The organism is Chloroflexaceae bacterium, from assembly GCA_025057155.1.
Classification (GTDB): Bacteria; Chloroflexota; Chloroflexia; order Chloroflexales; family Chloroflexaceae; genus JACAEO01.
The window spans coordinates 283,429-296,738 of the sequence record JANWYD010000004.1; the positions used below are offsets into that span (position 1 = coordinate 283,429).

13 protein-coding genes are annotated in these 13,310 nt (G+C 65.5%); 1 reads left to right on the top strand and 12 read right to left on the bottom strand.

The window, feature by feature from the left end; all coding sequences use genetic code 11:
• The gene (locus tag NZU74_05075) at positions 1 to 1,098 is read left to right on the top strand and encodes a metallophosphoesterase (protein ID MCS6880682.1); all 1,098 of its coding nucleotides are present in this window, start codon (positions 1 to 3) and stop codon (positions 1,096 to 1,098) included.
• 49 nt (positions 1,099 to 1,147) lie between these two features.
• On the opposite strand, the gene NZU74_05080 is transcribed toward NZU74_05075, so the two are convergent.
• The 12 genes from NZU74_05080 to tuf form a co-directional block, all read right to left on the bottom strand.
• Positions 1,148 to 2,890 (bottom strand): hypothetical protein, encoded by a 1,743-nt coding sequence (locus NZU74_05080; protein ID MCS6880683.1) that lies wholly within the window; start codon positions 2,888 to 2,890, stop codon positions 1,148 to 1,150.
• A gap of 115 nt (positions 2,891 to 3,005) precedes the next feature.
• Positions 3,006 to 3,779 carry an ABC transporter ATP-binding protein gene (locus NZU74_05085; protein ID MCS6880684.1) on the bottom strand — a complete coding sequence of 258 codons (774 nt, stop codon included), beginning with the start codon at positions 3,777 to 3,779 and terminating at the stop codon, positions 3,006 to 3,008.
• A 193-nt stretch (positions 3,780 to 3,972) separates the two neighbouring features.
• Positions 3,973 to 4,722, bottom strand: a complete 750-nt coding sequence (locus NZU74_05090; GenBank protein MCS6880685.1) for a sigma-70 family RNA polymerase sigma factor — start codon at positions 4,720 to 4,722, stop codon at positions 3,973 to 3,975.
• Between the two features lie 398 nt (positions 4,723 to 5,120).
• Complete coding sequence (locus NZU74_05095; protein MCS6880686.1) at positions 5,121 to 5,705, bottom strand: (2Fe-2S)-binding protein; 585 nt, start codon at positions 5,703 to 5,705, stop codon at positions 5,121 to 5,123.
• A 183-nt stretch (positions 5,706 to 5,888) separates the two neighbouring features.
• The gene (locus NZU74_05100) at positions 5,889 to 8,933 is read right to left on the bottom strand and encodes a tetratricopeptide repeat protein (protein ID MCS6880687.1); all 3,045 of its coding nucleotides are present in this window, start codon (positions 8,931 to 8,933) and stop codon (positions 5,889 to 5,891) included.
• A gap of 144 nt (positions 8,934 to 9,077) precedes the next feature.
• A complete protein-coding gene (gene rplL, locus NZU74_05105; protein MCS6880688.1) occupies positions 9,078 to 9,488 on the bottom strand; it encodes a 50S ribosomal protein L7/L12 in 411 nt (136 codons plus the stop codon).
• Positions 9,489 to 9,594: 106 nt separating this feature from the next.
• Positions 9,595 to 10,134 carry a 50S ribosomal protein L10 gene (rplJ, locus tag NZU74_05110; protein MCS6880689.1) on the bottom strand — a complete coding sequence of 180 codons (540 nt, stop codon included), beginning with the start codon at positions 10,132 to 10,134 and terminating at the stop codon, positions 9,595 to 9,597.
• A gap of 461 nt (positions 10,135 to 10,595) precedes the next feature.
• Positions 10,596 to 11,309 (bottom strand): 50S ribosomal protein L1, encoded by a 714-nt coding sequence (rplA, locus tag NZU74_05115; GenBank protein MCS6880690.1) that lies wholly within the window; start codon positions 11,307 to 11,309, stop codon positions 10,596 to 10,598.
• 108 nt (positions 11,310 to 11,417) lie between these two features.
• Entirely contained in the window at positions 11,418 to 11,843 is a 426-nt protein-coding gene (gene rplK / locus NZU74_05120) for a 50S ribosomal protein L11 (protein ID MCS6880691.1), read from the bottom strand.
• Between the two features lie 133 nt (positions 11,844 to 11,976).
• The gene (gene nusG / locus NZU74_05125) at positions 11,977 to 12,549 is read right to left on the bottom strand and encodes a transcription termination/antitermination protein NusG (GenBank protein ID MCS6880692.1); all 573 of its coding nucleotides are present in this window, start codon (positions 12,547 to 12,549) and stop codon (positions 11,977 to 11,979) included.
• A 33-nt stretch (positions 12,550 to 12,582) separates the two neighbouring features.
• Positions 12,583 to 12,807 carry a preprotein translocase subunit SecE gene (secE, locus tag NZU74_05130; GenBank protein MCS6880693.1) on the bottom strand — a complete coding sequence of 75 codons (225 nt, stop codon included), beginning with the start codon at positions 12,805 to 12,807 and terminating at the stop codon, positions 12,583 to 12,585.
• 251 nt (positions 12,808 to 13,058) lie between these two features.
• Positions 13,059 to 13,310 (bottom strand): elongation factor Tu (gene tuf / locus NZU74_05135; GenBank protein MCS6880694.1); only part of this gene is annotated, 252 nt, incomplete at its 5' end.

Consider the following 13,310-nt stretch of genomic DNA (forward strand, 5'->3'; position numbering starts at 1 on the left):
ATGAGCGACGCTCCCGACCAGATTGAGCGCCTGGCCCGGTTGGTGGAAGAGGGGCTGCATCGGCGCCTCAGCCGCCGCGAGCTGATCGCCCGCGGCCTGGCCCTGGGCCTGGGCCTGCCCGCTGTGAGCGCGGCGCTGGCTGCCTGTGGCCTGCAACCCCCCGCCGAAGAACGGCAACTCTCACGCTGGCAGCCGCCACGTCCGACCGAACCCGTGTCCGTTCCATTGCAGGCCCAGACCGAACCTGTCCCGGCTCCAACCATGTCCCCGACGTCAGCGCCGACCGCCACGGCTGAGCCCCGGCCCACGGTCGAACCGCCCACGCGCTTTGCGGTGATCGGCGACTACGGACTGGCTGGCGAAGCCGCAGCGGCCGTGGCTGCCCTGGTCACTGGCTGGGCGCCTGATTTTGTTGTCACGACTGGCGATAACAACTACCCCGACGGGCGCGCCGAGACGATTGACCGGAACATCGGCCAGTACTACAGCCAGTTTATTGCCCCCTACCGCGGGGCCTACGGCCCGGGCGCCACGGAGAACCGCTTCTGGCCGGTGCTTGGCAATCACGACTGGAGCGTCGGCTATCCCGAGCCGTATCTGGCCTACTTCAGCCTGCCCGGCAACGAGCGCTACTACAGCGTCGAACGCGGCCCGGTGCGTCTCTTTGCCCTCGATAGCATGCCCGGCGAACCTGATGGCGTCAGCGCCGACTCCGTGCAGGCCGACTGGCTCCGGCGTGAACTTGCCGCCTCGACCGCCCGCTGGAACATTGTGGCGCTGCACCACTCGCCCTACTCCTCGGGTCACCACGGCTCCTCAACCTGGATGCGCTGGCCCTTCGCGGAGTGGGGAGCGCATCTGGTGCTGGGGGGCCACGACCACACCTACGAGCGCGTCGAGCGTGATGGGATCACCTATATCGTTAACGGCCTTGGCGGCGGCGCGCGCTACGCCCGGGGCTTCACCGGCCTCGAAGGCAGCCGGATCTTCTTCAATGCCGATCACGGCGCTATGCTGGTTCAAGCCGACTGGTCCGCCCTGCATGCCCGCTTTATAACCCGCGCTGGCGTGGAGGTGGATGCGTTTAGCCTGAAGTAACGATGGGAAACCGGCTTTCCTGGCGCCCTTGCTCGGGAACCCTTCGTTCCTACACTTCAATCCGCTCCAGCCCGCGCACCCCAATCAGCGCGCTTAACCAGACCACGACGCCGGTAACAAGCACGGCGCCGGTCCAGCCCGCAAGACGGACTCCCAGGCCCGCCGCGCCCGTCAGACGCGTTCCCAGGGCCGCCGCGCCGATGACCAGTCCGACGACCACCGCCAGGTAGAGCGGGTAAAACAGGGCTCCGAGACAGCCGCTCTCCCAGGTGCGCTGTTGTTTCGGATTTTCCCAGTTCAGGCGGGGAAAGGCCGCCCCCACTCCGATGCCAAAGGCGGCGCACCCCAACCCGGCCACAATCAGCAGCGCCCACTGCCGCGCCAGCGTGAGCAGATCACTACCCTGCGCTATAGCGAAAACGATCAGGAAGAACGAACCGGCCGTGGGGAAGGGCAGATAGGCCAGGAGGAATTTGCCCAGCAGGATGTTCAGCGGGCTGATGGGCGCGATCTTGAGCATCCAGAACGCCCGGCCCTCGCGGCTGATGCCCGCGCCGGCAAGCGCGCTGGAAAGACTGAGGCAAATAAAGAACACGATTGCCAGCATGCCGATGCCGCCTGTCTCCCCGAGCCACGCCGGACCATCGGCGGATGCCCGGGGGTCGGGACGGTCTGCGAGTAACTGGTAGAACCAGATCAGCGCGAAGGCGATCGGAAAGATCAGCGCCTGGAGGTTGCTCAGGTCACGAAAGAACAGCCGCACATCCTTCGCCAGGATCGCGCGGGCCTCCGGAGGCAGGGGGACGACAACACGCAGCCGGGGGACGCGCGCAAGGCGGCCCTCTCCCTTGCCCGCCCCGCGCCGCCGCCGCGGACGCCCTCGCTGGATGGCCAGGTTGCTCCAGCCGGTGTAGTACAGTCGTTCCGCCACCACCAGACAGGCCGTGAACACGGCTACGGAGAGCGTCGCGAACAGACCTCCGTAGAAGATCGCCGGCGCCGGTCGGCCTTCACCCACGGCGACCAGCGCCCGCCCGGCCCAGGTTGACGGCAGCACTGGCAGCTCGGCGCGCAATAGCGCGGCCAGCGTGTCGGGCGTGGATACCTGGGGGATCCAGACGTCCACGAACTGGCTCAATACATAAAACGCTACGGCGATCACCCCGCCCAGCACGCTCACAATCTCGCGAGCCCGGTGCGCGGGCAATACCCGCACCACGGCCATCACCAGTAGCGCGCCCAGTCCGGCGGGCAGCAGGGGCAGCAGCGCTACCACCAGTACTGCGCACAGGTGGTAGCCCGGCCCGTAGCCCATGCCCTGGCCATAGCCGAGCAGGACCGGGCCGAGCAAAGCGAAGAGCAGCAGATACTGAGGCAGCAGGCCGCCGAAGAACTTGACCACGAATACGGCCCGCATCGGTATCGGGGCAACCAGGAGCATATCCAGGTCGCCCGAAAGGTAGAGCGATGCGAGGAGACTGCCGAAGCTGGAGAAGATCAGAAGCGTGAGCGCCGCCAGCAAGGCCAGACCGGGCAGCGCCGTGAGCACGGGCATGGGATCGGCCGGGAGATCCGGGTTCTCCGCGGCGGCCTGCCGCAGCATCTCAACAAACTGCGGGTCGCGCAGACCGCCGATGACAAAGCGGGTGAAGTTGTACAACCCCAGCGCCGCCAGGTTGATCAGCGCCGCCAGCGCGAGAAGCCCGAGTTTGCTGACGAGGCGCCCGCGCCAGAAGGTGTTGCGCCAGATCTGCGTCCGGGCGCGCGCTAGCACCCAGATGGCCTGGAGCATGGTTATGACCGTCACCGGATACTATGCGAGAGGGGCGCCATGGTTCTCCCCGTGCACGCAACCTGGAAGGTTGCGTGCACAGGCAGAGGTATGGGGAAAGTCCCTTTCCCCGGAGTCAACCGAGCGCCTCGGCGATGGCTGCCGCCTCAGCCCCGCCGGTAAGGGCAAGAAAAATGTCTTCGAGCGAAGCCTGCCCGCCAGCGCGCAGTTCCTCGAGCGTTCCCGCCGCCACGATTACCCCTTCATTAATGATGACCACGCGATCGCACATGCGTTCAGCAATCTCCAGAATGTGGGTAGACATCAAGATGGCGGCGCCCTGGTGGGCGGTCTCGCGCAGGATATCCTTAATCAAGCGGGCGCTGCGCGGGTCCAGACCCACAGTGGGTTCGTCAAGAAAAAAAGCCTTCGGGTTATGCAACAACGCGCCGATAACCACGGCTTTCTGGCGCATGCCATGGGAGTAACTGCCGAGCAATGCGTCGCCGCGTTCGGCCAGGCCAAACAGGTGCAGCAACTCCTCCCCCCGTTGCGCCGCCTGGCGCGGATCGAGGCGGTACAGCCCGGCGATCAACTGGATGTATTCACGAGCGGTCAGCTTCTCGGGCAGATAGGGCTGGTCGGGCACATAGCCGAGCAACGCCTTCGCCCGCAACGGCTCACGCTGGATGTCGAAGCCGCCGATGCGCGCAATGCCCGCGCTGGGGCGCAACAGGCCGGTCAGCATCTTGATTGTGGTCGTTTTACCCGCGCCGTTTGGGCCGAGAAAGCCGACAATTTCGCCAGCGTACACGGCCAGGTCAACGCCTTTAACGGCAAAGGTTGTGCCATAGCGTTTTTGCAGGCCTGTGGCTTCAATGAGCGGGGCGGCTCCATTTCCCTGTGCCATGCGCTGCTCCGCCAGCAGATGAATACCCTGAGTATTGTAGCACGCTGCGCTGCCGACAAAAATGTGGAGAAACCGAGTTTCCCCACGCCCCTGCCGAGGAGTGAGGCGTTCCACTACCGGTCAGGAGGCGGGGAAGGCGGGTTTCCTCAGTAACGTTGGGAAAGCTGGTTTCCTCATACCCCGGCCCGGGAGATCACATCGCAACCGCGCCTGAATACAACTGCTGCAACTCGGGGCTGCGGCGCAGCCGGCTCAGAATATGGCGCTTGAGAATGTAGATCTCCTCGACGCTGGCGAAGAGATTCCGCCAGCGGGCATAGATCTCGCCCGGTTTCATGCCCAGCAGATACGAGCAGCGCACCACCACCCGTTCGGCCTCGCCGGTCAGCAGCCCATCAATCAACTGCCAGAACTCCTCCCGACTGACCCGTGCGGTGGCTTCTTCATCAATATGCCCCAGGCGCTGCTGGTTCCAGTTGATTTGCTCTTCGGGCAACACGTCGGCAAAGGACTGGCCGCGCGCCGCGTCAATCACCACGCAGGCGGCGCACCGGCGCAGGTAGTTGAGCAACGCCGCCAGAGTGGGGAAGGTGTTAAAGCGCTCTGGCGGAATGGCCCGCCAGAAGCGGATGAAGGCCGCGCCAACGAAGTAATCGCTCGTCTCGCCGCTGACAGTGAAGGCCCCGGTGCGCCGCACCCAGTGCTCGACCAGGGGGGTGTAATGCTCGAAGATCCAGCCCCATGCGGCGTTATCGCCTTCAACCAGGGCGCGGCGGAACAACTCGTATGCGTAGCGCTGGTCATATTCTTCGCGCCGGTAAAAGCGCTGGCTCTCTCGCCAGGCGCGGCAGGCCAGGCTGGGCAGATCCATCAGATCGAGTTGCGCGACGGTGGAGGGGATCGAACTCGTCTCAGGCGAGGGTATGGTCGTCTGCAGGTTCATCAGGCGTCTCCTCCAGAACTGTCGGCCGTTCGTCTAAGGCCAGTCTAGTCCCGGAGGCGCGCCAGGTAGAGGTTGCTTGCCTCCCGTTCGTCTGACAAAACCAGGAGGTGCGGGCCCATTGCCCGCACCCCGCTCGCGCGCTATCCACTCAAACCTTCCTGCCAGGGGTTCTCAGGTGGAGGGTTTTCCGGCGCACGCTCGCGGTGCATGCGCCATCCGGGGCATCGGGACGCCCAACTCCCCTCTATCCCGCTCGCGGGAGAGGAGGGCGGGGGGTGAGGATCGTAAGCGCATTGGAATGCCGAAAACCCCTGCTCGCTCGAAAAACCCTGCGCCTGAGAAGGGTCTGGCTCTCCCAGAACAATCTTTCTGCATGCCCATCCTGTGCGGTGTCGCCGCTAGTCACCCTCTCTGGGGAGCGTGGGCGGTTCAACGACCCTGACCGTGAGGGGTTGGCCGCCGCTGAGCATGCGCTGGGTGATCCGCACGGTGTCACGGATAAACAGGTTCAGGTCGTTTATCGGCCAGATGAAGCGCACTGGTCCGATGCGGTTCAGGGTACGCAGGAGATTGAAGGGAAAGGTTCCAATGTGCTCCCAGTTCACCATGGCCACGTTCGCCAGGAAGGGGCGCAGATTCTCGGCGGCAGTTGTGCCGGGCGGCGGGTTAATTACCGCGAGCAACTGGCGACGCAACTCCTCTGCGCGAGTGAGCGCTCGCACGGGGCCAGGGCCGCGTAGGGCCGCCTGGCAACCGAGGCGGTAGCCATCGGCGAGACGCGACTTCGGAAGCCAGACGAATTCGGCTTCGGTAGGCGGATTGAGTTGATCGGCGCCGCTGAGAATGCGACATTCGCACATTGTACACAGACCGTTGCCATCGCAATAGAAACCAATATGGGCCGCGTTCCGTCGGGCAATGGTGAGCAGCCGCTCGCCAAGTTGCGCCTCCATCCATTCGTCGTTGATTTCAACCCGTGCCATTAGCGCGCTCCTCAACGTCTGCGAATACACTGAACCGGCGAGATGCCCGCTCGTAGTGATTGTAACACAGGGTGCGGCAGCTCAACCCCTGGAGCGCTGACCGGAATGCTTGATCCACCGAAGGCGCTGAGCCGTGTGGCTCGCTACGCTTGCGCCATCGTCAATCCAAAATCCAAAATGCTCTTACCAGCGGTCAATTTCATCAACAGCCGCGGCCGTCGCCTGCAACAGCGCCACTCCACCGAGCGCTGCCAGGGCCGGAACGGCCAGTTCCAGAGCGCGCAGGGTCTCTTCACGGCTAATCGCGGCGCTGCGCAGGGCGTCGCCCAGGACGGCCAGGGCGCGCTGCGGATGGCGCGCCGCCAGCGCGCGCGCCAGGGCGGCCCCGGCGCGCGCGCGTTCGGCGGGGCGCCTGATGCTTGCAATGACACCGGCGGCGGCGTTGAGGTTTCCGTGCTCTGCAAGGGCGATCGCCAGCGCAGCCTGGTAGCGGGCGCGGGCCTCCGCCCCTTCCAGCATCCGGGCTTCGTCGGCCACGGCGCGCGCCTGCTGCGCAGCGTCGCGCGCGACCAGTTCAGGGGCTATGAGGATGAGGGCGCGGGCGCGTTCCGTTGGCGTCAGGGCACGGGCCATATCCAGAGCGGCCACAGGCTCGCCGGCCCTCGCCCGCGCGATCGCCAGTTCCGCCAGGGCGCGGTGGCGCTGGTCCGCCGCGCTGATGCGCTCGATCAGGTTAATGGCGGCATCCCACTGGCCCGTGGCGGCAAGCTGACGCGCCAGTTCTTCGTAGGCCCAGGCCCGTTCATCCTCGTCAGCAATTGTTTCCAGCAGTTCCCGGGCGGCTCGATGGTCGCCTCGCTGCGCCAGGGTGACGGCCACCCGCGCCAGGGCCCGGTCACGCTCTTCGCCCTCCGGCAACTCCGTGGCCACCTCAAGCGCCCGCTCACGGCGACCAAGCGCGGCCAGGGCCGCCGACAGGTCAGATACGAGCGGCGCCCGATATTCGGCGCTCACAGCGCCGATGTCCCGCGTAGCCCGTTCCAGGGCCAGCATCGCCACCAGGCCCTCCAGGCTCAGTCGCAACTCGATCAGGGCGGCGACCCGTGTATCCACGCCCGCAATGGCCTCGGCGGCGGCCAGGGCGGCGCCATCGTTGCCCGCAGCGGCCAGGGCGCGCGCCAGGCGGGCCAACCCCCGGTCGCGCTGGTGCGGCGATGGCAACCTGGCAATGCGTTCCCGGGCGGCCATTTCGTCGTTCACTACTTCGTCGCAGGCCAGTTCGATCTGCGCCCAGGCGAAAGCCGTTTCCGCCTCGATTTCCTCTAACAACATCGCGCCCCGCGGGTCGCCCCAGCGAGTCAGCGCGACGGCCACCTCGGCTCTGGCCCACGCGCCCATCCCCTCGTGGAGGATGGAGCGGGCCAGCCGCTGCGCCCGGTCAAGTTCGCCGCTCGCCAGCAAGTGACGCACCACGTCGGTCTCGACCATCGCTCGGCGTTCCAGGTGCTCGATACGTTCAGCAATCGCCAGTGCGGCCCCTATGTCGCCAAGGCCCAGCGTGGCGCCGGCCAGCTCAGCCAGCAGCGACTCCCGTGCATCGCGCCAGGCTCGCGATACCGGTTGGGCTTCCAGGTCGAGGGCGCGCGAGAGCAGGCGCATCGCCGCCGCGCGCATCCGCGCCGCGTAACACACCTCGCCGAGGCGTCGCAGCACCTGGGCCTTTTCAAGGCCGTCAGGGAGCCGTTCTACCACCTCAAGCACACGTTTGAGCGCCAGGTCGCGGCTATTGCCTTCCAGCGCGGTCACAAGGGCCGTTGCCGCCGCCTCGGGCTGCATCCGGCGCGCGCGGGTGGCGACCAGACCGGCGAACGTCGCCGCCCGCACCAGCCGCAAGACGGGGCCGTTCACAGCGGCGCGCAGTTCCCAGCGCGCATCCTGAAGCGCCGCGACGAGACCTTCGCGCCGTTCCTGGTCGCGCAGCCAGTCGCGCCCTACCACGCGGGCCAGCATCGCCTGACTCGCTCCGCCCAGGCCCGCGTGACGAGCGAACTGCCGTTGCGCGTACATCTGCTCCGGTGTGGGAGTGGCGACCACGTGGCGCCGCCGCTGCTCACGCTCACGTTCAAGCTCCCGCAGGGCCAGCCCCGCCAGGTCGGCATGGACGGCGCTCAGAGCGGCAGGCGCCATACGGGCCACGAAAGCCGGCAGCGCATCGTGGGCGAAGTGAGCCAGCAGCACTGGCGCTCCGGGCGTCTCCTCCTCGCTGCCGGGGGCAGGTTGGAGCGACAGGTCAACCAGGCCCAGTTGCTCCCAGCGTGCCAGCGAGGCTTCGATGGCGGCGCCGGTCACCTCGGCGGCCAGGGTCGCCGGCAGCGGCTCGCCTGCGGCGGCCAGCGCCGCTGCCAGGCGCTGCTCTGGCGCGCTCAGACGCCGCCACCAGGACGCAAGCAGCCCGTCCAGACCGGTCGGGAGTGAGGAGAGGGCCAGTTCATCGGCGTGCAGAGCGGCGAGGGCCAGATGCAGATAGAGCATGTTGCCCTCCGAGGCGCCGAGCAAGGCTTCTTGCCATGCGGGCGGGCAACTTAGCGCGCGCAGCGCGCGGGTCTGCACAGCGAGCAGATCGGGATCATCACCCGGCAGACGCAGGCTGACGAGGGCAGGGTAGGGCGAGGCGGTCTCAGGAACCTCGCCGAGAATCAGCCAGACGCCGGGCGGTAATTCGGCGGGGAAGGGGAGCGGGCCGGGATCGAGCGGCGGACCGGCTGATCCAAGGGCGTCGCAGAGCAGCACTATCGGCGCCTGGTCTACCCGCATGTAGAGGGCCTCGGCCAGCAGACGCTCCAGGGCCGCCGGATCGCTGGCAACCGCGGGGTCAATCAAAGGCACGCCTGGCCGGTGCAGGGCGACAATCTGAGCGTAAAAGGCGGGAAGCCCGGCGGGCGCGGCGGCGGGCAACCAGATTGGCCAGGGGTGGCTGGTGGCAAGCGCCACCAGCAGACTGCTCACCCCGCTTCCCGGCGGCCCGGCCACGACGAGCAACCCGCCATGGGGATCGCTGACCGTCGCTTCGATCGCTGCGACCAGTCGCGGGCGCCGGGCGTATCGCGACCGCAGCGCCATAGCGCGGGCACGCTGCCGTTGCAGGCTCTCGGCCACCGCGGCGCCGAGGGTGGGAAACGCTTCCACAGCCCGAAAAGCGTGGGGAGTTAACGCGAAGGGTTGTTCCATACCCGCATGGTAGCGCAAGTGCGGGTGATTTGCGAGCGGAACGGGCAGGAGAAAACCATGGTTTCCGACGCATAAACTGCTGGGCGGATCTGAGAGGACAGGCGCCTTTCAGATCCGCCCGGCAACGAGGAGCATGGAGAACGGCTACTTGATCACCACCGTGGCCCCGGCCTCGACCAGTTTGGCCTTGGCAGCCTCGGCCTCCTCCTTGGAAACGCCCTCCTTGACCGGCTTCGGGGCGCCTTCGACCAGATCCTTGGCTTCCTTCAGACCCAGGTTGGTCAACTCGCGCACCACCTTGATCACCTGGATCTTGTTCGCGCCGATTTCCTGGAGGATGACATCAAACTCGGTCTTCTCCTCGGCTGGTGGCGGCGGGGCGGCCGCGCCGTCGCCGCCAGCCGCCACCGGCGCGCCAGCGGCGACGCCCATCATCACTGGAGCTGCGGCAGTGACGCCCCACTTCTCCTCCATGGTCTTCTTCAGTTCGACCAGTTCCAGCACGTTCAGGCTCTCAATCGAGGCGATAATGGCCTCAACCTTGTCGCTTGCCATTGAGACTTCTCCTTTATCCTGATAGACCTGGCTGGTTCTTGTGCCCGCGCAAAGACGGCGCCAACCACCGGCAGGGCGCAGCCTTCCCAGACTCTTCCGTATTGCACTAGGCCGCGCCTTCGCTGGCGGGCTGCAACTGATCGATGCGGGCCTGCAATACCAGCACCACGTTCGTAATCGCCGCGTTCAGCACTCCAATCACGCCTGCCACCGGCGCAGCAATGCCGCCGACCACCTGGGCCAGGGCCTGCTCGCGTGAGGGCAGTTTCGTCACCGCCTCCAGTCCTTCGGCGTTGATCTGGGCCGTGCCCAGCACGCCCCCCTTCACCTTCAGGGGCCTGGGGGTCGCGCGGCTGGCATCGAGAATCACCTTGGCGACTCTGGCCACATCGTCATACGCGAAGGCCACGGCGGTCGGGCCTTCCAGAAAGCTCTCCAGACCCTCGCGGCCGGTATTGCGGGCAGCGATGCGCAGCAGGGTATTCTTGGCCACGACCATCTCGGCGCCACTCTCACGCAACTTGCTGCGCAGTTGCGTCAGTTCGGCCACGCTGAAACCGCGATAATCCGCCACGACCGCCATCTGCGAGCGCTGCATCTTGTCGGTCAGTTCGCTCACGAGATCTATTTTGCGCTGGGTTGGCACGTACTCACCTCCTCTCCCCGATGCGCTGGCAACAAAAACGGTCGCTGCATCCCCAGACGCAGCGACCGAAACGGCAAATATGCACGGCGCATGCACGCTGTGCAGCAGGCATGCGCTGGCGCGGATCGTTATCGGGTCTACCTCGGCTGGCGGCCTGAAGGCCATTAAGGGCAATGCCCACCGAGCGGTCTGGGGTAGGTTATGCACCTGACGGCGATTATACCATGTTTTGCAACACGCGCATGCGCTCCAGCACCACGGGCCTGGTGCAATTCCGGCGGCGGAAGTTTGGGCGGCGCAGCCGCCGTCTGGCAGCGGTATCACCGGCTTCGCCGCCAGAAACACCGCGGGACCGGTTGCGAGGGTTGCCCCGTTGCACCAGCCCTGTCTGGCAGCCGGCGCACGGCAGCGCATTCTCCAGGGATTTTGCTCTCCCGTGCGCTGCTATGCAACAGCGCCTCTCAGCCTGTCATTCCCTGGGCCAGCGAGGGGTTGACAGGAATGCCAGGACCCATGGTGCTGGTCAGGGTGACGCTGCGGATGTACGTCCCTTTAGCGCCGCTGGGCCTGGCTGCTTTAACCGCTTCCATCAGCGCGGCGAAGTTCTCGCGGAGTTGTTCAGGGGTGAAGCTCAGCTTGCCAATGGCGACGTGAAGCAGGCCGGTCTTGTCATTGCGGAACTCCACGCGCCCGCCCTTCACCTCGCGGATCGTGCGGGGCAGGTCTTCGGCAGGCACAATCGTGCCGCTCTTAGGGTTGGGCATCAACCCGCGCGGGCCGAGTTTGCGCCCGATCCGTCCGACCTTGCCCATCATATCAGGGGTGGCGATCGCCACGTCGAAGTCGAAGAAATCTTCCTTGTCGATGCGGGCGATCATGTCATCGGCCCCGACGAAATCGGCGCCCGCGTCGAGGGCTGCCTGGGCGGCCTCGCCCTGGGCGAAGACCAGCACGCGCACGCGCTTGCCGGTGCCATGGGGCAGGGCGACGGTGGTGCGGATGTTCTGATCGGCATGGCGCGGATCGATCCCCAGACGCAGATGCACCTCGACTGTCGGATCGAACTTCACATATGAAGTTTCCCGCACTAGCGCAATCGCTTCATCAGGCGTATACAGGCGCGATTGATCGACTTTTTGCGCGACTTCGCGGTACTTTTTTCCGTGCTTAGGCATTGCCATCCTCCTGGTGGTGCTGGCGGGCCGGCGGCCCTCCCACATCAACGGTCAGAGCGGTGTAGGCGAACTGATTTCCCTCCGTCCCTGCTAGTCGGGAATTCGCTCTCAGTCAACAATCTTGATGCCCATGCTTCGAGCGGTGCCGGCAATGATCTTCTCGGCGCTCTCAATATCGAGGGCGTTCAGATCGGGCATCTTCTGCTGAGCGATCTGGCGCAACTGGGCGCGGGTAATCTGCCCCGCCGAGGTGCGATTGGGCGTACCCGAGCCTTTCTGGGCCCCGGCCGCCTTGCGCAACAGGTCGGCGGCGGGCGGGGTCAGCAGGCGCACCGTGAAGGACTTATCACTGTAAATGGAGATCTCGACCGGCACAATGCTGCCGGCCTGCGATGCCGACTTCTCATTGTACTCCTTCACGAAGGCCATGATATTAATGCCGTACTGGCCGAGGGCCGGCCCCACGGGAGGGGCGGGCGTGGCCTTGCCGGCCGGCAGTTGCAGTTTCACAACGCCTACGAGTTTCTTCGCCACTGCGATTCTCCTCTAAATGGAAGCGCAAAACTTCCTCCCTCTTCCCGGGCGGACGGGCCGGGCGAGGTGCATGGACGCCACAAGACGAGGGCCGCGGAACGGCCCTCACAGTCCGCACGCGTGCGCAGTCGGGCTAATCCACCAGGCGCGTCACCTGGAGGAAGTCAAGCTCAACCGGCGCCTCGCGCCCGAAGAACGACACCAGCACGCGGACACGGCCCCGCTCGTGGTCAATGGCGTCCACCACGCCCTCGAAATCGGTGAAGGGGCCATCAATGATCTTCACCGCCTGGCCCTTCTGGTACGAGACGCGCACCTTCGGCGCCTCGCCCTCCATCTGCTTGAGGATGTTCTTCACCTCTTCGTCCTCAAGGGGGGTGGGCTTATTGCCATGACCGACAAAACTCGTTACGCCAGGCGTATTGCGCACGACGTACCACGAGTCGTCGGTCAGGCGCATCTGCACCAGCACGTAGCCGGGGTAGATCTTCTTGTTGACCGTCCGGCGCTGGCCGTTCTTAATCTCGATCTCCTCTTCGGTCGGCACGATCACGCGGAAAATCTGGTCGTGCATCTCCATCGAGTCGATGCGATGCTCCAGATTCTGCTTGACCTTATTCTCATAGCCGGAATACGTGTGGATCACGTACCAGCGACGATCATCGGTCTTCTCAGCCGACGCTTTGGTTTTCTCTTCCTCAGACACGCTTGGCTCCACGTCAGTAACTACACGCTGATTTTACGAGACGAGATCAACCAGGGCGCTGTAGAGGAACAGGAAGAACGAGTCGCCAATGAACAGGATCAGGCCGATGATCATCGAGACGGTGATCACCACGATAGTCAGTCGGATCGTCTCTTCGCGAGTCGGCCAGACTACCTTGCGCAACTCGCTCCGTGTCTCGCGGAACGTGCGGACGATGACGTTTTCCCGCTGTTCCTTTATATCTTTGGCCACGCCCATTGCTCGGTTCCTATTCGGGATGCGAAATGGCGGGCGGACGGTCTGGGCGCCAGGTTGACCGGTCTGATGATGACCTCAGGCTTGCATCTTCGCCGGAGTGCAGTACTGACGGCTCTGTTCAGACCGGCTTTCCGCTGCGGCTGCACGCTGCCGCAGCGGAGAGAGGCCTTGAGGCGTCACGCCCACCTGGCGCCTCGCAAAAGAGGTCTCGTCACGGCGCCAGCACGCACAATCGCCGTTCCTCATCGGGGCTATTCAATAATCTTGGTGACGACGCCCGCGCCGACGGTGCGCCCGCCCTCGCGGATGGCGAAGCGCAGGCCCTCCTCGATGGCCACCGGCACGATCAGCTCCACCCCCATCACCACGTTGTCCCCCGGCATCACCATCTCCATCCCGCTCGGCAACAGGATCGCCCCCGTCACGTCCGTCGTGCGGATGTAGAACTGCGGCCGGTACCCCGAAAAGAACGGCGTGTGCCGCCCGCCCTCCTCCTTCTTCAA

Excerpts from the sequence above, each read along its gene's own strand:
- NZU74_05075 (MCS6880682.1), top strand. The coding sequence starts at position 1 with ATGAGCGACGCTCCCGACCAGATTGAGCGCCTGGCCCGGTTGGTGGAA.
- NZU74_05080 (MCS6880683.1), bottom strand. The coding sequence starts at position 2,890 with ATGCTCCAGGCCATCTGGGTGCTAGCGCGCGCCCGGACGCAGATCTGG.
- NZU74_05085 (MCS6880684.1), bottom strand. The coding sequence starts at position 3,779 with ATGGCACAGGGAAATGGAGCCGCCCCGCTCATTGAAGCCACAGGCCTG.
- NZU74_05090 (MCS6880685.1), bottom strand. The coding sequence starts at position 4,722 with ATGAACCTGCAGACGACCATACCCTCGCCTGAGACGAGTTCGATCCCC.
- NZU74_05095 (MCS6880686.1), bottom strand. The coding sequence starts at position 5,705 with ATGGCACGGGTTGAAATCAACGACGAATGGATGGAGGCGCAACTTGGC.
- NZU74_05100 (MCS6880687.1), bottom strand. The coding sequence starts at position 8,933 with ATGGAACAACCCTTCGCGTTAACTCCCCACGCTTTTCGGGCTGTGGAA.
- rplL (MCS6880688.1), bottom strand. The coding sequence starts at position 9,488 with ATGGCAAGCGACAAGGTTGAGGCCATTATCGCCTCGATTGAGAGCCTG.
- rplA (MCS6880690.1), bottom strand. The coding sequence starts at position 11,309 with ATGCCTAAGCACGGAAAAAAGTACCGCGAAGTCGCGCAAAAAGTCGAT.
- secE (MCS6880693.1), bottom strand. The coding sequence starts at position 12,807 with ATGGGCGTGGCCAAAGATATAAAGGAACAGCGGGAAAACGTCATCGTC.